Raw genomic sequence first — 17,767 nt, forward strand, 5'->3', positions numbered from 1 at the left:
CTATATTATCAACGGCTCAGAAGTGTCTAGATTATCCGTGGCGATTCATTTGAAATGTCTGACAAAGATCGAGTGATTACCATTTATAATCTTCGTGCTGATACAAGTGAATTTATTGGAGCAAGTGATGCTTATATTCCAGCACATACTGGATTGCCTGCCCTCTGTACAGATCTCGTGCCTCCTGATATTCCAGAAAATATGGCCGCCGTGTTTGATGGTAAAGTTTGGTCTCTGATTGAAGATCATCGTGGAAAAACTGTATACGATGTGACTACAGGGGCGTCACTTTTCATTGAACAGCTCGGTGCGCTACCAGTGAATACTGTATCAGTAGTGGCTACCGGTGAGTTTGTTAAGTGGAATGGTAAAACGTGGGTTCAAGATCCGGATGCTGTAAAGGCTGATGCAGTTCGGGCGGCGACAGACCAAAAAAACGAGCAGATTAGGGAGGCTACACTGTTAATAAATACCTTGAATGACGCTGCAGAGTTAGGAATGTCATCTGAAGAAGAAGCAACTAAACTTCTGGAATGGAAAAAATACCGTGTACTTCTGACTCGTATAGACCCTACGGAAGCGCCGGAGATTAACTGGCCACCAGTGCCAGTCGGTTGATGTATCAGCAATGCATTGGCTTGATCGGCTCCCTGAGTTAGAATGATTCATCAATCCAATGTTAAGGCAAGGAAATGTCTGCATATAAAGTCAAGATGAAGGTTTTAAGTTTTTTTATAAATGTTTTTAGAAACCGAAATCGAGTTAGCCCAGATAGAATTAACTTTCTTAAAGTTAAAACTGTAGTAATTGTTAACAATAAGCGGCTTGGGGATTTTTTATTTTGTACACCAGCAATTAAAGCTCTCAAGGATGCTAGTCCAAATGTGAGGTTAATTGCGCTTACAAGCCTTCGAAATAAAGAATTAATAATGGGCTGTCCATATATTGATGATGTTAAGTATATGAACGAAAGTATTGTCGACTCAATCAGAGTTGGCCGAGAGCTTCGTAAAGTAAATCCAGAGTTAGGGATTATTTTCCACTCAAAATCTCCTTATGACATAGTAGCGATGACTTTTGCAGGCGTTTCTTGTCTTATAAAACATTACTTTGGTAACGAACGTAAGGTTTTAATTGACTCTTGCGACGCAGTTGTTATAGGTGGTGTATATCCTCCTGTTCAAAATAATCTATCCCTTGTCGGGCAATTAGGTGTAAATACAGATAATAAAACGATGTTTTACCCTTCACCTGTAGAAGGAAAATCGAGCGTTGGTGTCAATATCGGCATACAATTGGGAGCCTCTGGGGCGGATCGATATTTTCCTGTAGAAATGGCCGCACAGGTTGTTGAAGCTATTTCACGTGAGTTTCCAGAATGTAAATTTCATCTGATCGGTGCCAAAAATGAATCATCACTGTCAGACGGATTATATGGTGCATTGAACTCAGAGTTATCGGCTAAAATCGTTGATCACATTGGTAAAACCTCTTTGAGAGAATTAGCCAGTTTGATAAATAATTTCACCGTACTTATAACTCCAGATACTGGATGCTTGCATATCGCTACTGCACTGCAAACTAAAACGGTAAGTCTTTTTGTAATCAAGCAGCAGAAAGCAAGCGTACCGCAGCAGGATCCAGATTTGCATCAGGTGCTTTATGCATCTGATTATGCCAGTGATACAGTAGTCAATAAAGTTAGCAAACTCTCATCGATCCCTGTTGGTGACATTGTTGCAGCAACAACGCGGGCATTACGTTGAAATCCCTAGGCTGGGATTAAATCCAGCCTGGAATATAACTGCTAAAATTGATTAATTACTTTTCAGTCGCTGTATGAGTCAGGAAGTGGAAACGACCTCCAGACTCTAAGTTAAAAGAACCAGTCGTCTGCCGACTCCCAGACCTCTTGAAGCATTTTTTCAACGTTCTTCTTTGTTTCGTCTTTATCTGCTGCACGGAAGACCGATAGCCCATCGCTTCCCGCAGGTTTAACAATGACTTCGATATCCTGGTATTGTTTACTCAGGCGCTTTGTCATTTCCTCCTGGAGTGCGGTAGGTGCGGTTTTCGGTAGTTTCCCGTATTTTTCTTTAGCAATACTGATTTCAACACGCATTTTGGTAGCTCCTTTACTGGTTGGATATACAGCCATGTTTAGCTGGTTATACATACAGTGTCAAGTTGCAAGCCGTGTCGTTCAGGTGAAAATCACACTGCAGATTTATGGCACAAAAAAACCAGCCCTTGCGAGGCTGGTTTGATTGTTTTGGAGCCGCGGCTCCTTTACGTATCCTTTTTTGTCCCACTACCGTCTGGTCGGTGTCCTGCCGGGACTGCTAACTTCCTGTTTTTGCTGGTGCTGTCCTTGCACTGTCCTGTCAAAAGGCTGTCGGAATCTGAATTTTTTCGGCAATCATATGTTTTTATATGATTTTTATGAATTCAACTTTGATTGGTATACCTAAGCGTATACCAATGCCGTTTCGTCTTGCCGCATTGACCGCCTGTTCTGGCGATGAAGAAGGGAGGCTGTAGGTTGTTTTACCGGCTGCCGTCAGCCCTGGCTGGCGCAGGGGTAGCGGAGATATCAATGTATTTTCTCAATCCCATTGGACGGCTTACACCGCGAGGATCGGAAAAGGGTAATCTTAGGGATGGAGTTGGCAATACTTGCACAGTCCATGTCGTATCTCCAATAAAACTAAAGCTCACTGAATTTTGATTCACACTCAAATTCTCAACGGTGCCAGTAACATATTCACCACCGAGAGAAAGGCTTTCAATAATTCCGGATTGAATATCTATATAAAATATATTAAGGCTTTCTTCGTAAACTATATCGTCCGTGGTAAGGAGTAAAAATCGTGTATCAGCCACTCTGACAGCAGCTTCAAGTTTTTTTCCGGAAACAATAATATCCGTATTTTTTTCTTCCAGAATTATTTCGCATTGTGTTTCACTAAGCCTTTGGGCTTCTTTAACGACAGAGAGCGATATGCTGTCAGTTAATTTCATAGTCATCTCCAATACCTGCCCATTTCCCATGCAGCTAATGCTCCGCCCACGAAACCACCTATAAGAACACATACTGGTGCACCTGGGCCGCATACAAGACCTGCGACGGAACCTGCTGCCCAGCCTCCAGCAATACCGGAACCGGCTATAGCGACTTGTCGAGTAGCTTCTGATACTTTGTCTTGGGCCGTATAGATCTCGTAAATTGCAATTGCCATGGATAGAAAAATTAACCCTTTCCCAGCGGAAGAAAGTCTTTCCATTTTTAGATCGACTTTAGCACTCGATCTTCCTGCCGATTGGACAATACCAGCATAAACCTGGTTTTTTTGCATGGCTGAAAGATTATCAAAATTAGCCTGCCTACCAAACTTTTCAATCGTTTTATTAGCAATCAATTCATTAAGCGTTTTTCCCTTTAATTTGAGCTTTTCTGCCATCGCCTTGCCTAAAGGGGTGCTGCGAGTTCTGATAATTTCCATTATCAAATTTCGGGTCTCATGTGCCTCTTTTGCTGCCTGTTCCCACGAAATCAGACCAATGTTTGCTCTGGCCCGATAATCATCTGACATTGCTTTAATACGCCGTGAGTACTCTAATCTTAACCGTGGATCAATAGAAAGTCTTGTGGCAGCAAGAGCCACTTCACCTTGTAACGAGTTAATGACTGATTCAAATTGTTCCTGTCCTGGTTTATTCAAAGAACTCAACAATGAAGTATCCATTTTCTGCATCCCTAAATCACGATTACGGGATAATATAGCAGATAAATTAACCAGTTAAAGAGTGTGTCTCTGAATTCTGCCAGAAAAAAAAGATTTTATTAAAAAGTGTTCACCCTGTTCACCTCTCAATTTTATCATTTATATTCATATGGTTAAGTGGTGATCACTTTACCTGGTACTTTTCACCACTCTTCACCTGAGGTGAACACTGTTCACCTTCAGGCATAAAAAAACCGGCCGGGGCCGGTTTGGTGTTTATCGTCTGGCTTATGCATCGCAGCGCGGCAGCCAGTCTGCCTCGCAGTCCTCGTTCAGCTCCAGGCTGGTCTGGATGCCGTTCTTCGTTTTGCGCTTCAGCAGCTCAATCTCGTACTCCTTCAGCGTCTGCGGTACCGCCTGGCCGAACGCAGTTAAACTCATCGGGTGCTGATGACCTCTTGCTTCCATAAAGGACAGATAGGCGTGATAGAGATAGCGTCGCGGGTTCATGGGCCGGATATTGGCGTTGCCGATAAACAGTCCGGTCGGGGTACTGAGCGGCGTCAGGTAACCGCAGAAGTCGACCAGCGGGTCGGCGCTGCGCTTGATTTCCAGCGCCTCTTCAGACGATTGCTGCGCCTGTAACAGCTCGCGGGCGTCGTCTGGCTTCTGGAATCGCTGCATCAGGTGGCGCACGATAACCGCCAGCTCCCCGGCAATCTTTTCCAGCAGCTGCGGGTCGCGTTCGTTCGCCGGTATCACGTCCGGGAACGGCAGGATAACCCGGCGACGGGATACGCCGCCGCTGCGGTCGCTGAAGCGCATCGGGTTGTTATTTACCGCCAGTATTACCGCCGGGATATGGGTTGAGTAGGCGTCGCGGTACTTCGGGTCAATCGCCACGGCGTCGCCGCCGGTAATCGCCTTGATGCCCGCGCCGTCGCCGCTCCACTTTTCCTGGTCAGGCAGGATAATTAAGGAGTAGCCCACGACCGAGGCACGTTCCCGTGAAGATTCCAGCGTGTCGATGGTGGCGGCAGTGGTGTTGTCTTCCCCTGCCAGCAGGCGGGCAATGGATGCCATCACTCTTTTCCCGCTGCCGCCGGGGCCGGTGACCTCAAGAAACAGCTGCCAGTCGTAGCGGTTGGCCAGCACCATAAATAACGCCGCGAGGATACGCTCCTGCTTAACTTCATTACGTCCGGCCGCCCGCGTCAGCCACTGCCAGAAGTGCGGCGCATCGTCCGCCAGATTCTCGCCTGCTTTGGGCGTGGTGTAGTCGACGCTGTTGATGGTGCGGAGCCAGTTCTCTTTTTTATGCGGGCCGAAGCTGCCGGTCGCGGTGTCAAATACCCCGTTGCGAAAGCCTATCAGCCGGCGGGCCGGTGCGGCCATCTGCGGCACCATCAGCTTGAGCGTGTCCACGATACCGCCGATACCGGTTGCCGAGAACGGCGCGCGTACCTTCTGGAACAGCGCGGCGATTTCGCGGCTCAGTACCCGGTACGGCAGCACCTGCCACGCGCCGCCCTCGTAGCGGCACAGGTCTTCACCCACCACCGGCACGGCCAGTGTGTTGAGGTAGTGTTCTGCCAGCAGTTCCGCCTTCTGGCTGGCGCTCATGGCCTTCAGGTCGGCCTCGCTCACCGACTCAAACGGGCTGAGCGCTTTCGGCTGGGTGAAGGCGGTCAGCATAGCCTGCGTGGTCATCTCCCCTTCAGCCTGAAACACGTCGTTCCAGTCGCCTGCCACCGGCGGCAATGCGGGCCTGCCGTTGCAGCGCTTCGCGGCGGCTTCGGCGCGCAGCTGGCCGGTGCCGTTCCCGTCGTTATCGGCGGCAATCTGTATCATAGCGTCCGGGTATTCCGTGTGCAGGCGCTCAGCAAGCGCGGGCAGGTTGTTGGCGCTTAATGCGACGTAAACCGCCTGCCCGGTGAGACGGTGCACGGTCAGGCCGGTGGCGTAGCCTTCGGTCAGCCAGAGCATGTCGCCGGGTTCGCCCAGGCGGTGGAATGCCTCCTTCACCTGGCCGCCCGCCAGGGTGCGTTTGGTGCCGTTGGCGTTAATCAGCTGAGCGTTGACCGTGTCGCCGGTAAAGTCAGTCAGCGGCACCAGCAGGTCGCCGGGCTGATACGTGGTGTCGCTGATGCGCTTTGAAGTAGCCAGGGTCAGGGCGCTGACGTCAGCCAGTCCCTTGCCGGTCAGGTAGGCGTTACCGGCCAGTGCTTTCGCACCGGCAACAAGCCGGGCGGCTTCCTTCGCGGCGTTAAGGCGCGCACGAGCCTTCTCTTCACCGGTTTTCTCTGTGGATGTCTGAACCAGCTCAACCGGCAGCGTGCCAATCAGGTCAGCCACCCGGCATGCGGCTTCCCTGGTGTTCACGTCCTGCGCCTTTTCAACCAGCGCCAGCCCGTCGCCCGCGCCGCACTGGTTGCAGACCCACGTCCCGCGCCCGGCCTGATTGTCAAAGCGGAAGCGGTCTTTGCCGCCGCAGACCGGACACGGTGAGTGCTGTCCGGCGGCGTTGATGCTGATACCCAGCGCGGGCAGCAGCTGGGGCCAGTGCCCGGCGGCGGCGCGCGCGGTGTCGGTGACGATATGTTTCATGCGGCCTCCTTAATGCAGCGTGGCTTTGGACGCGGCCAGGCGGCCACACAGCAGTTCATCCATCATGGTTTCACCCATGCGCGTCAGGCACGGCGCGGCGACCAGCACGTCGGGCTGGACCATCTCGCTGAGCATGGTGCAGGCCATGTCCATACCGTTCTCCGGGCCGTACTTACGCACGTAATAGCCTTCCAGCTCCAGCGCGATGGTCATCTGCACCTCGTCAAGCGAGGCGGAAACGTTGAGGCCGTAATGCTTACAGGCGCTCAGGTAGCCCTGGGCAACGGCGCGGCGGTAAACGGCGGTGCGCACCTCAACGGGCAGGCAGGAATGATTAGTTGTCACGGGCGGAGACCTCCATATCGGTGAGCATGACGGATTCACAGGTGTTGACCACTTTACCCAGCTGGTCAGTAAGCAGCGCCACCACGGACGCCAGCGCATTGCCATCGGGGCCGCCGTGGCGGTTACCGGAGCATTCGATAATTTCGAGCATATCGAGCACGGTCACGCCGACGCTGTGGGCATGCTGAAGGCGCAGGAAATCGGCGTGGGGAATGGGATAGCTGGCGTGTTGGTTATGTCGGGCTGACAGGGTATTCATGCGGCCACCTCACACAGCGGCAGGCGACCGGCAAAGGAAAGCACGTAATCGCGGGCCAGCAGGCGGCGGGCGGCCGTTTCGGTTTCGGCGGTGGTACGCAGCATGCAGGGACGGGCGGCGGTATCGGCACGGCGAACGGCGGCAAAAAGAAAGGTGAACTGCATGCGTGCAGAAATGAGGGTTGCGGCCATAGTGGCAGACTCCAGGGTTAGCTTATAAAAGCTACCACCAGAGTTCCTACACTCAGGGGTGGTAGCCCAGACGGGGGTAGGAATACCGGCAACCTTGGAAACCGGCCAGCCCGAAGGCTGCCCCGCCTGAGCCACCATTGTCTTAAAGGCACAACGGTACAAAAACCGCTGCGCAAAAAAATGGCGCACTGAGGCGACGACGTAAAAAAACACGCGTGGCGCGTGCTGTGTCGCCAAGGTTAAGCTCGGGTTCCTACGCCCGGCTGCCGATTTTGCTGCAGCGGGGAAACTGTATACCGGCGGCTCGCCAGAAAAAAGCCTTTTTTCACACATCGGGCCTTTTTCCTCAGCAATCGGTCAGGACGTGATCGGATTGCGGCGGATTTGATCGGAAGTTCTCGCTTTGCGCGCCTTCACTTCCCTTTGCAGGCTTCGGCTTGTCGGCGAATACGGAAATATGGCCGTGACGGCCGCTGTTAAATGCGGGCTGCGTGGGCGCTTTGCCACCGGCGGCGGAAAGCAGGCTTTCGGCCACGTAAACGGCCTCTTCCTGGCTGAGCGGGTAGCTTCTGGTGCCGAAGTTAAGCTTAATCATGCCGCACCTCCGGCACGCTGCGCGATTCGGGCCTGCATCCAGTCGTCAATCTCTGACGCCAGCCAGGCAACGTTCTTGCCGCCGAGTGAAATCTGCGAGGGAAACTGCTCCCGGCAAATCAGGTCGTAAATGGTGGAGCGTGACAGGCCGCAGATGCTGATAACTTCCGGCAGGCGCATAAAGCGGTCACGGGGGTATTGCAGGTCGTACACGGACGGCGTGGCCGTGGCGGACGGTGAAGCGGTGGAAAGCATGGTGTTACCTCGTGTTGTATCCGGGCGGCGCTGGCCGGTTCCGGTCGTGTGTGCTGGTAACCCCCTATTGTGAGAATATTTTTGCCCGTGTAAACAAGCCGCCGTCCGGTGGTAAATGAGCAAAATCACGTTCTGTTGCATCCTGTTTGTCAACGATTGCCAGAGATTGTCATTTATAAAAAACCGACCTGAAATTCAGATTAATTAACAGGTAATAACAATCAAAAAAAGCTCGCCAGAAAAAGGCTGTTTTAAAAGCGGGTGAACAGTGGTGAACACCTGGTGAACAGTTCATTCTCAAGTGTTCACCCCTTTACTTACTGTATTTATTATCTTTTTTCTAAGGGTGAAGAGTAGTGAACAGTTTTATATAAAACTAAAATCGCAGTGGGGGTATCCGGTGAAAATACGGCCGTGTTTGGTGAGCGACAGGCAGACAGCAATGAAATGATTTGTCCGGTGGTGAACGACAGAATAGCGACACACTTTACAGACGGAGAGACAACGCTATGAGCACCCCGGAAAAAAGCCCTGCACTGAAGCGCCTGGCAGATGCACGTACCGCCCACACGGCGCAGATGATGAAAATTAACGACATCACCACCGCCATTGCCCGCAGTAAAAAAGAGCGTGAGGCAGCCATTGAAAACGGGAAAGAGGCGGAAACTAACTGGCGTACCCGTTTTCGCGACCTGCGCGGGGCCATCACGCCGGAGCTGCGCGCCGAGCACAGCCAGCGCATCGCCAGCCGCGAGCTGGCTGAAGAGTTCACTGGCCTGATTGAAGAACTGGAGTTTGAGCATGAGGGAGAAACGATAAATGCCGTGCGCACCGGTCGCGCTTATGTTGACGCGCACAGCACGGCCTTTACGCAGTACGTGAACGGCCAGTGGGACGCAGCCATGCGCAACGTCAGCCCGACGCTGGTACGCGCCATCCGGCTGAAGCTGCTGTTGCTGAAGCTCAACGACCAGGGCCGCCATACCGACCCGCAACACGAGGAGCCGGAGGTCATACTCGCCCGTGAAGTGGGTAAACTGCTGACCGGCAAAGCGGAAGACGCACGGCTGGATATGGATGCCGAGCCTGTGCTGTCGGAGATGGGGCTTTATCGCCCCGCGCTGACCGATGTGGATATGCGCCTGTATAACAGCCCGTGCGCTATGCACCTGCTGGCACAGGGGCGTAAGGAGAAGCTTAAAGGAAAACAGCAGAAGGAAAGCAAAGCATGATGCACTGCCCGTACTGCAAAAGCCCGGCGCATGCCAAATCGAGCCGCTATATGTCTGAACAGGTTAAGGAACGCTACCATCAGTGCATCAACCTCGACTGCTCCTGCACGTTCAGGACCAGCGAGAGCATCACGAAGGTGATTACCGCGCCGCCGCAACCCGAACCGGCACCCGCAGTCACCCCGGAGCCGGTAAAAGAGCGTCAGACACTCGGGCGCTACGGTTCGTCCTTCCGCACTCTCCACTGACCATAACGGCCGCTGAAAACAGCGGCTTTATTGTTTTCGCGTTTTGTCCTTTCAACGCCCTTTTTCTGGCCAGCCCGGTTTGTAAATAGCGATGCATGCATAAGGTGCATGGATTTGCATGCAGAATGCAGAACTACAGATACCCCTTCAGCCTACGCCCGGCCCGGCTTTGCCCGGTTCATGCAACTGCATAAAAAACGATGCATAAAGCGGGCAGGCGAGGCGGGGGTAGCATTGCGCGCGGAGTATAGAATGACTGGATAAGAAGATGATAATTTTCAACTGATAAAATGTATACGTAAGCGCTGTTTATCAATATATTATTAACGTAAAGACAGGCTGTCAGCGATAGCCTTCACTTGAATTTGTGTTAGTGCTAAAAAATACTAAGTAAGGAGATAGAAAGTGGCGAATAGAACAATAAGTAAAATTGAGCTTTTTAAGATACATAATAGATATAATTTAAGCGTGGATTTTTTTAATCAGTTGAATGTTATTCACGGTAAGAATGGTGCAGGAAAGTCTACATTAATACATGTTATAGCTAATATAGTGAACGGTGATTTCATTAGGTTCGCATTCCTAACTTTTGAGGAAATAAAGGCTACTTATGATGATGGCTTAGAGGTCTCAATTCGAAGAGATAAGATTGATGAGAAGTATTTCATATCGGTATTACTTTCAAATGGTAAGCACATAAGCTTCTCTGTTGATGAAGCCATTGCTGGGGTGAGAGAGGTAGAAAACGACCGTCATTTGAGGGAGAGAGATGTTAAATCAAAGCTGGCAATTGAAATTAATATGTTTGTTAAGGATAATGAACTGCAAAAGATAAGCGCATCTTACTTCCCTGCTTTTCGAACGATGTTAGAAGCATGGAGCTCATCACCAGACGCGGGGTATGAGCGAAGAGTTCTGCGACCTTCATTTTTTAATCGCAAAGCCAGTACGTTTGCTCGTGAGCTTTTCGGCCATTTTTTGCCTGGCATAAATTATCCATCTCCGATGGAGATCGAGGAGCGTCTAAGGGAAGAAATTAGACGAGCTCAACTCGGCATCGCAGCCTATGAGAGTCGGACTTTCTCTGAATCATTTGTGAAGGTTTTTTCGGCATTATTTGATAATTCCTCTGTAGAAGGGGAAATTACTGGTGAGTTGTTAAAGGAAATTGAAGGGTTAGCAATATCGCAAGATAGCTCGGTAAAGAATGATTATTATGCTGAATACTCAAAGGTATATGAAGAGATTAGGTCTTTAATTAACCGAAATCTTAAAGGAAAAGTTGAAAACTCTGTCTCTGGAGCGTTGGTTGTGTATCGAGATGCTTTAAGAGATAGACAGAATTATCAAGAGAAAGCATTTGCTGAGATTGATAGCTATATGTCATCTGTGAATTCATTTTTAGAAGATAAAGTGATGGCTTATGATTTCGACCTTAGAAGGAAATACCCCAAGGTAGGACTTAAATTTCCAGATGGTTCATGGAGTCCTATTCGTGTTTTGTCTTCGGGAGAAAGGCAGCTTTTGACTATGCTTTATGCGGCGTCAAAGATGGGGGATGATGCAATTGTACTTATTGATGAGCCTGAAATTTCGTTACATATCGATTGGCAAGAAGATCTTTTAAAAAGAATGCTCTCCCAACTTAGCGGGCGACAAATTATTGTGTGTACACATTCGCCTTCCATTGCAACAGGCTACGAAGATTTCATGATAAATATTTCACCTGAATTTATTTCGTCGCATAATAACGATAACCATAAAGATTCAGAAGAAATGGAAGAGGATGAGTCTTTATGAGTTCATGTGCTTACACGATTGATAGCTATATCACATCATTGACCATGAGTTCCAAAAAGAGACTATTGGTTGAAGGAAGGCATGACCGGTCACATTTATATCAATTGATATATAAATTCAATCCTACATCTAAAATTAAAATTGACACAGCTCAAGACATAAAAGCATCTGACAGAGCTATGTCTAAAAATAATAGGCTAAAAATAGAAGTCATCCACTCGCGTGTCACAAGAAAAGACAATATATCTTTCTTATGTGACCGCGAGTTTAGAGAGTTTACTTTTAATGATAAGATTGAAGATCTTTTGAATTCACACTATTGTAATGATTCTTTGTACTGGACTTTGGGGCACTCACTCGAAAACTATTTTTTCAACGAATCAATAATAATAGATGCATTTCAGTTTCTTTCACCTTCTGAATATAAATATAGAGCGGTTGGGGTTTTTTCTGAGTTAATATCCTCTTCTTTTTCTGTTCTGGCCGCCATTTCCCTTGCGGCGAAAAATATTGACAAAGCTGGCTTGCCGGCAGCGCTGATTGATTGGAAGGATATAGTAATTAATGATGGGAATATCGGTCTAATTAAACGGGATGCTTGTGATATTGACCAAGCATGCGTAGACGGTTTTTTTAATGCTTTCGATTCGGTATTGCCTAGCGTAATAGCTTCAGATATTAAAGTTTGCTCCAAGGTAGTTAGAGGGCATACTGGAATTTTACTTTTACAAAAACTATTCTCAGCATGTTTAAATTACGTCGGCAGGGAAGATGATCCTGTATTGGCTGATGCAAGCGCAAATTATTTTTGTAATATATCAGAGTTATCACTAACAACTGCATTAGCTGAGAGCTGGGTAAGAAAAATTGGAGTTCAAGAGGATGTGTATTTTCCTGACTCGCTTTTGAAGGATATTGAGTAATAATTGGTCAGCCTGGGATATACAGGCTGGCCATTTGGCTCATGCATGAATTTCGCAACCCCACCAACTCATAAGCTCAATCCTCTGTTGAAGATAAGTTGAACGATTATAGGCCTTACGGACTTCATTTTTATCACTATGTGCTAAAGCTGCTTCAATAACATCCGCATTGAAACCTGCTTCATTCATTGCGGTACTTGCAATTGAACGCAGTCCATGAGCGACCAACTTGCCTCCATAACCAATCCTTTTCAGGGCAGCATTAGCAGTTTGGCTATTCATTGGTTGCTTTGGATCATTCCTACTTGGAAATACGTGCTCACGATGCGCACTAATAGGCTTCATTGCCTCCAAAATTTCTAACGCCTGACGTGATAGAGGAACAATGTGTTCTCGTTTAGCTTTCATCCTCTCAGCCGGAATCGTCCAAAGCTTTGCATCCAAATCAATTTCTTTCCATCGAGCGCCTGATGCCTCTGAAGGACGCACAAGAGTCAGTAGCTGCCATTCAATCAGGCAGCGAGTGGAAACAGAAAGATTCGACATTACCAGAGAACGCATAAGCTTTGGCAACTCCTCCGGTCGCAGCGTTGGCATATTCTGCTTTTTGGGTTTTTCAAACGCCATTCCGATGCCAGATGCAGGGTTAGCATCAATCAGCCCGGTATTAACTGCATATATCATAATCTCGTTAATACGCTGTACCAAACGGCGAACAGTTTCAAGGGCACCTCGGGCCTTAATCGGCTCCAATGCTTCAACCAGCTTATGTGCTTTGATTTCCTGCACCGGTATCTCGCCAATGGCAGGAAAAACATCTTTCTCAAGAGACCGCCAGATATCCTTAGCGTAATCCGGCGTGACGCTGGCCTGCTTCAAAGCAAACCAGTTAGCGGCCACGGTTGAGAAAATGCTGTCTAACGCAATCTGCTGCTGTTCTGTGACCTGTTCGGCCTGCGTTTGCGGATCAATGCCATTAGCCAGCAATGAGAGGTAATCAGCGCGCAGGCGTCTGGCATCAGCCAGTGAAAGGGCAGGGAAGGCACCGAGGCCAATCATGGTGCGCTGCTTTGTGGCTGGTCTTTGATAGCGGAAACGCCAAAGCTTCTTTCCTGTGGTTTTCACCACCATAAAAAGTCCGTCGCCATCATGCAGCGTCAGATCTTTATCAATGGCTTTAGAACGAAGAACTTCTGTGTTGGTGAGAGGGCGCGTAGTCCTTGCCATACGGGGCTTTCCTGCGTGAATTGGTATACGTTATTGGCATACATCTTACCGTATACCAATACGTATACCAATTATCACCGGATTTGGCTGGATTACTACGGACTACTACAGACGTAAAAAAGCCCGCGAGGCTGGTTCCAGGCGGGCTTTCAGGACTTACCCGGACGTATCCGGTACATAATGTGGTGGAGCTGGCGGGAGTTGAACCCGCGTCCAGAATTACTACACCGTCGGCACTACATGCTTAGTCCAGTCTTTACATTCGCCGGTTAGCTGCGAACGGACACGCTACTAACAAACTAGCCTGATTGGATTTAATGCTTCAGCCCCAGGCAGGACATCCACACGATCTCTTTTGGGTTTGACCTCTCTTGATCCCCGTCCTAAGAGCGGAGGCTAGGGAGAGAGGGCTCTGAGCAGGTTATTAAGCTGCTAGTGCGTAGTTTTCGTCGTTTGCAACTATTTTTTTGCGGCTTTTAACGAGGCAAACCGCCCCTCGGCATGCTCCTAGGGCTTCGCAAATCCTGTCGAATCCAGAATCAGCCCCAAGTACTGTGTAGCAGTATAACAGAAAACGTCTGCCAGGCAAAGGCTTAGCGGTTAGCGTGTTTCATAATACGTGCTTTGTCGGTTTTCCATTCACGATCTTTAATATCATCGCGCTTGTCGTGCTCTCGCTTACCTTTGGCTACGCCGATTTTCAGTTTGGCCCAGGCATTTTTCCAGTAGAGCGACAGCGCCACAATGGTATAGCCATCGCGATTGGCTCTCTCGAATAGCGTTGCCAGTTCGCGTTCTTTCAACAGCAGCTTGCGGGTGCGGGTAGGATCGCAGACCACGTGCGAAGAGGCACCAATCAGTGCCTGGAAAGTGGCACCGAACAGATAGGCTTCCCCGTCGCGCAGCATAATATAGCTTTCGCTGATATTGGCCTTACCGGCACGGAGTGATTTAACTTCCCATCCCTGTAGCGAAAGCCCCGCTTCGAACTCATCCTCGATGGAGTATTCATGGCGGGCACGCTTGTTCATGGCAATGGTAGCAGAACCGGGTTTATGTGCTTTTTTCTTTGTCATAGTGCTACTTAGTGTACATGAAGCGGTTAATGATGGCATCCCCTGTAACAACAGGCGCGGAGAAAAGCGCTATTTTAGCAGAACGCTGGCGGCTGAGAATTTTTGTTTGATCCCCGGCAATGGTATTATTCAAATGTTGAAGATTAACAGGAAACATTATGTCCCAGATTAGTCGTTCCGCGCTGGTCCCTTTCAGTGCTGAGCAAATGTTCCGGCTGGTAAACGATGTTGATGCCTATCCGGAATTTCTACCAGGCTGTACCGGCAGTCGCGTACTCGATGCCAGTCAACAGCAAATGACGGCATCGGTGGACGTTTCTAAGGCCGGGATCAGTAAAACCTTTGTGACGCGCAACACGCTTACAGAGAACCAGAGCATTCATATGCAGCTGGTCGACGGCCCGTTTCGTAAGCTTACCGGCGGCTGGCAGTTTACTTCACTCAGCGAAGATGCCTGTAAAGTGGAGCTGAATCTGGAGTTTGAATTCTCCAATATGCTGGTTGAGATGGCATTTGGTCGGATATTCAAAGAGCTGGCCAGCAGCATGGTACAGGCGTTTACCACACGCGCGAAAGAGGTCTACAGTGGCTGATATCCTGGTTGAAGTGGTCTATGCGCTGCCAGATAAGCAATATCTCTACCAGGTAAGCGTAGAGGAGGGTAGTACTGTGGAGCAGGCCATCAGGGCCTCTGGCATTCTTGAGGTGCGAAGCGATATCGATCCCGCCAGCAATAAACTGGGGATTTACAGCCGTCCGGTCAAACCGGGTGACGAAGTTCACGCAGGCGATCGCGTTGAAATTTATCGCCCGCTTCTGGCCGACCCGAAAGAGCTGCGCCGTCAGCGCGCAGAGCGGGCAGCAAAAAAATAAGGCGCTATAAGCGCCTTACTATTTTCTGCCGGAGTGTCATGCCGCGAAGGATATTTTAACGGCAAATCACCATCAGGCCTTTTTGCCGGACAGCGTCGGTTTGTTATCAATGTTCGTCAGCGTACCATTGGCATCAAAGGTCAGCGTCAGCGTCTGCTGAGTGACCGGCTGATGGCCAGGTTCCTGACGGAACACGTAGTACCAGACGTTGCTGCCAAACGGATCGTGCATCATCGGCGTGCCCAGCGTGTAAGCTACCTGCTGTTGCGTCATGCCAGTGTGAATTTTTGAAACGTCATTCGCAACCAGGTAGTTACCCTGGTTGATATCTGGCCGGTAAACCACGCGTTCCAGAGTGGAGCATCCAGCAGTCATCATCAGAAGAACCACCGCCGCAGCAGTCAGCGTTTTACAGCGCATAAGTATCTTTATTCCTTTTCGGGCCAACACCTTGGGCATCTGGCTATTTTATTTGCCTGTCCGCATCCGACCCTTTCTTCCACACCTGAAATGAAGAGCGGCTGACCGGATGCAGCCTGGCTGTAACAATAACGCCAGATGTCCCGTGCATCAATCACCAGCATCTGGCTGTATCGGTTTATCACTACGATTACAGCGTAAGAAGCCGATGATAATAAACCTTTTCGCAGTTTAAAACCTCTGCGAACCAGGGGTATGACCACGTTGGCGATAAAAAGTGCGGAAATCAGGCTGCTAAAAGTTCTTTTGCGTTAGCCAGTGTGTTCCGGGTCACTTCGCTTCCGCCCAGCAAACGCGCCAGCTCCTGCAGACGCGCACGCTTATCCAGCGGCTGCATATGCGTTTCTGTCATTGCACCATCGGTCTCTTTGCTGACGTAGAAATGCTGGTTGCCACAGCCCGCGACCTGCGGCAGGTGGGTCACGCACATAACCTGCGTTGATTCACCCAGCTGACGCAGCATTTTACCGACTACAGCCGCGGTTGGGCCACTGATACCCACGTCCACCTCATCGAAAATGAGCGCCGGTGTATCCATCTTACGGGCAGTGATCACCTGGATCGCCAGTGCAATACGAGACAGCTCACCGCCAGAGGCCACTTTGGACAGCGGCTGTAGCGGCTGACCCGGGTTCGTGGTGACACGGAAGTCCACGCGATCCGCGCCTTCTGCCGTCAGATGCTCCGCCGTAAACTGGACGTCGATGCTGAGCTGGCCGTGGGGCATGGATAAAGCATGCATGCTCTCACTGATAAGGTCGCTAAGCTCCTGGGCGAAGTGCGTCCGGCGAAGATGCAGACGCTCTGCGCAGGCCATCGCGGCCTGATGACGGACGGTCACCGCCCGCACCAGCTCCGCCTGATCGCTCTCCTGCTGATCCAGCAGGGTCTGTTCCTCAAGCAGCTGCTGATGAAACGCGGCCAGCTCTTCGGGCGCGATATGATGCTTACGCGCCAGCGCGATCTGACGCGACAGGCGTTGCTCAAGCTCCTGCAGGCGATTAGGATCCAGGTCCAGCCTTTCGCAGTAGTGGCGGAGTTCGTCACTGGCTTCGCTGATTTGGATGGCGGCCTCGTCCAGCAGGTTGGCTACGCCGGTCAGCCTGTCGTCCATGCCGATCAGTTCACCGATTAGCTGCTGGGCGGTATAAAGCTGATTTTGCAGCGTGGTGCTTTCGCCATCCGCCAGCAGCATCAGCGCCTGCTGACCGGTGGAAAGCAGCTGCCCACTGTTCGCCAGGCGTTTGTACTCTTCGTCAATATTTTCATATTCACCGGCAACGGGGGCAAATTCATTCAGCTCTTTTAGCTGGTATTGCAACAGTTCACGGCGCGACTCCCGCTCCTGCGAAAGCTGCTGATGATGCGCCAGCGTACGGCAGCTTTGATGCCACTGGCGATAGCTGCTGCTCATCTCCTGCATCAGCCCATTTTCGCCGCTGTAAGCGTCGAGCAGGGTCTTCTGATGATCGGTTTTTAACAGGAGCTGATGAGCATGCTGTCCGTGGATCTGAATCAGGTGCTGACCCAGATCGCGTAGCTGTGAGAGGGGAACGGCGGTGCCGTTGATAAAACCGCGCGAGCGGCCATCGCTGCTGATTACGCGGCGCAGAAGGCACTCGTTTCCTTCGTCCAGCTGGTTTTCAGCCAGCCAGCGCAGGGCTGAGGGGGTATCCTTCAGCGAAAAGCGGGCGCAGATGTCGGCCCGCGTGGCACCCTGACGCACCATATCTGCTTCAGCCCGGCCACCGAGGCAAAGACCCAGCGCATCAATGGCGATGGATTTACCTGCGCCGGTCTCGCCGGTGATAGCGGTCATACCGCGCTGAAAATCGATTTCCAGTTCACGAACAATCGCAAAGTTACTGATGGTCAGTTGTGCCAGCATAGTTAGCGTTCCTGTATGAAAACACAGATATGGTTTTTCATACA

Annotated in this window: 21 protein-coding genes and 1 other RNA gene; 8 read left to right on the forward strand and 14 right to left on the reverse strand. The window is 50.3% G+C overall.

The features are described from left to right. The first annotated feature begins 54 nt into the window (after window positions 1-54). Both ACLRGG_RS02480 and ACLRGG_RS02485 read left to right on the forward strand, forming a co-directional pair. Window positions 55-618 carry a tail fiber assembly protein gene (locus tag ACLRGG_RS02480; protein WP_416248270.1) on the forward strand — a complete coding sequence of 188 codons (564 nt, stop codon included), beginning with the start codon at window positions 55-57 and terminating at the stop codon, window positions 616-618. A 74-nt stretch (window positions 619-692) separates the two neighbouring features. Next, window positions 693-1,766 (forward strand): glycosyltransferase family 9 protein, encoded by a 1,074-nt coding sequence (locus ACLRGG_RS02485; RefSeq protein WP_416248271.1) that lies wholly within the window; start codon window positions 693-695, stop codon window positions 1,764-1,766. Between the two features lie 110 nt (window positions 1,767-1,876). Here the strand turns inward: ACLRGG_RS02485 and ACLRGG_RS02490 are convergent, their stop codons facing one another. The 9 genes from ACLRGG_RS02490 to ACLRGG_RS02530 form a co-directional block, all read right to left on the reverse strand. Further along, entirely contained in the window at window positions 1,877-2,122 is a 246-nt protein-coding gene (locus ACLRGG_RS02490; RefSeq protein WP_416248272.1) for a DinI-like family protein, read from the reverse strand. A 425-nt stretch (window positions 2,123-2,547) separates the two neighbouring features. Beyond that, entirely contained in the window at window positions 2,548-3,027 is a 480-nt protein-coding gene (locus tag ACLRGG_RS02495) for a hypothetical protein (protein WP_416248273.1), read from the reverse strand. Then, window positions 3,024-3,746, reverse strand: coding sequence for a hypothetical protein (locus ACLRGG_RS02500; RefSeq protein WP_416248274.1), 723 nt, complete (start codon window positions 3,744-3,746; stop codon window positions 3,024-3,026). Before ACLRGG_RS02500 ends, ACLRGG_RS02495 begins: the two co-directional genes overlap by 4 nt. A 267-nt stretch (window positions 3,747-4,013) precedes the next feature. Next, entirely contained in the window at window positions 4,014-6,332 is a 2,319-nt protein-coding gene (locus tag ACLRGG_RS02505) for a primase-helicase zinc-binding domain-containing protein (RefSeq protein WP_416248275.1), read from the reverse strand. A gap of 9 nt (window positions 6,333-6,341) precedes the next feature. Beyond that, window positions 6,342-6,677: a DUF5375 family protein gene (locus ACLRGG_RS02510; protein ID WP_416248276.1), complete on the reverse strand. Its 336-nt coding sequence runs from the start codon at window positions 6,675-6,677 to the stop codon at window positions 6,342-6,344. Beyond that, window positions 6,667-6,936, reverse strand: coding sequence for a hypothetical protein (locus ACLRGG_RS02515; protein ID WP_067709579.1), 270 nt, complete (start codon window positions 6,934-6,936; stop codon window positions 6,667-6,669). Before ACLRGG_RS02515 ends, ACLRGG_RS02510 begins: the two co-directional genes overlap by 11 nt. Then, window positions 6,933-7,460: a host cell division inhibitor Icd-like protein gene (locus tag ACLRGG_RS02520; protein ID WP_416248277.1), complete on the reverse strand. Its 528-nt coding sequence runs from the start codon at window positions 7,458-7,460 to the stop codon at window positions 6,933-6,935. The genes ACLRGG_RS02515 and ACLRGG_RS02520 overlap by 4 nt, the downstream gene beginning before the upstream one ends. A 13-nt stretch (window positions 7,461-7,473) precedes the next feature. Continuing rightward, window positions 7,474-7,722 carry a hypothetical protein gene (locus ACLRGG_RS02525; RefSeq protein ID WP_416248278.1) on the reverse strand — a complete coding sequence of 83 codons (249 nt, stop codon included), beginning with the start codon at window positions 7,720-7,722 and terminating at the stop codon, window positions 7,474-7,476. Next, window positions 7,719-7,976, reverse strand: a complete 258-nt coding sequence (locus ACLRGG_RS02530; RefSeq protein WP_416248279.1) for a helix-turn-helix transcriptional regulator — start codon at window positions 7,974-7,976, stop codon at window positions 7,719-7,721. The genes ACLRGG_RS02525 and ACLRGG_RS02530 overlap by 4 nt, the downstream gene beginning before the upstream one ends. Before the next feature lie 509 nt (window positions 7,977-8,485). Here ACLRGG_RS02530 and sid point away from each other — a divergent pair. The 4 genes from sid to ACLRGG_RS02550 all read left to right on the forward strand — a co-directional run bounded on the left by sid (window position 8,486) and on the right by ACLRGG_RS02550 (window position 12,179). After that, window positions 8,486-9,208, forward strand: coding sequence for a capsid size-determining scaffold Sid (gene sid, locus ACLRGG_RS02535; protein ID WP_416248280.1), 723 nt, complete (start codon window positions 8,486-8,488; stop codon window positions 9,206-9,208). Beyond that, on the forward strand, window positions 9,205-9,456 hold the full coding sequence (locus ACLRGG_RS02540) for an ogr/Delta-like zinc finger family protein (protein WP_416248281.1): 252 nt from the start codon (window positions 9,205-9,207) through the stop codon (window positions 9,454-9,456). The genes sid and ACLRGG_RS02540 overlap by 4 nt, the downstream gene beginning before the upstream one ends. Window positions 9,457-9,861: 405 nt before the next feature. Continuing rightward, entirely contained in the window at window positions 9,862-11,256 is a 1,395-nt protein-coding gene (locus tag ACLRGG_RS02545) for an AAA family ATPase (protein WP_416248282.1), read from the forward strand. Beyond that, window positions 11,253-12,179: a hypothetical protein gene (locus ACLRGG_RS02550; protein ID WP_416248283.1), complete on the forward strand. Its 927-nt coding sequence runs from the start codon at window positions 11,253-11,255 to the stop codon at window positions 12,177-12,179. Before ACLRGG_RS02545 ends, ACLRGG_RS02550 begins: the two co-directional genes overlap by 4 nt. 39 nt (window positions 12,180-12,218) lie before the next feature. Here the strand turns inward: ACLRGG_RS02550 and ACLRGG_RS02555 are convergent, their stop codons facing one another. The 3 genes from ACLRGG_RS02555 to smpB form a co-directional block, all read right to left on the reverse strand. Beyond that, complete coding sequence (locus tag ACLRGG_RS02555; RefSeq protein ID WP_416248284.1) at window positions 12,219-13,406, reverse strand: integrase domain-containing protein; 1,188 nt, start codon at window positions 13,404-13,406, stop codon at window positions 12,219-12,221. A 183-nt stretch (window positions 13,407-13,589) separates the two neighbouring features. Further along, window positions 13,590-13,953: a transfer-messenger RNA gene (gene ssrA / locus ACLRGG_RS02560) on the reverse strand. Window positions 13,954-13,999: 46 nt separating this feature from the next. Further along, window positions 14,000-14,482, reverse strand: a complete 483-nt coding sequence (smpB, locus tag ACLRGG_RS02565) for an SsrA-binding protein SmpB (RefSeq protein ID WP_067709562.1) — start codon at window positions 14,480-14,482, stop codon at window positions 14,000-14,002. A gap of 158 nt (window positions 14,483-14,640) precedes the next feature. On the opposite strand from smpB, the gene ACLRGG_RS02570 reads away from it, so the two are divergent. Beyond that, entirely contained in the window at window positions 14,641-15,075 is a 435-nt protein-coding gene (locus ACLRGG_RS02570) for a type II toxin-antitoxin system RatA family toxin (RefSeq protein WP_416248285.1), read from the forward strand. Next, a complete protein-coding gene (locus ACLRGG_RS02575) occupies window positions 15,068-15,355 on the forward strand; it encodes an RnfH family protein (protein ID WP_416248286.1) in 288 nt (95 codons plus the stop codon). The genes ACLRGG_RS02570 and ACLRGG_RS02575 overlap by 8 nt, the downstream gene beginning before the upstream one ends. A 72-nt stretch (window positions 15,356-15,427) precedes the next feature. Here ACLRGG_RS02575 and bamE read toward each other — a convergent pair whose 3' ends face one another. Further along, window positions 15,428-15,775 carry an outer membrane protein assembly factor BamE gene (gene bamE / locus ACLRGG_RS02580; protein WP_067709555.1) on the reverse strand — a complete coding sequence of 116 codons (348 nt, stop codon included), beginning with the start codon at window positions 15,773-15,775 and terminating at the stop codon, window positions 15,428-15,430. Window positions 15,776-16,061: 286 nt separating this feature from the next. Next, window positions 16,062-17,723 carry a DNA repair protein RecN gene (recN, locus tag ACLRGG_RS02585; protein ID WP_416248287.1) on the reverse strand — a complete coding sequence of 554 codons (1,662 nt, stop codon included), beginning with the start codon at window positions 17,721-17,723 and terminating at the stop codon, window positions 16,062-16,064. Between the last annotated feature and the right edge of the window lie 44 nt (window positions 17,724-17,767).

The organism is Erwinia sp. PPS120, assembly GCF_047918655.1.
Lineage (GTDB): Bacteria > Pseudomonadota > Gammaproteobacteria > Enterobacterales > Enterobacteriaceae > Erwinia > Erwinia tasmaniensis_A.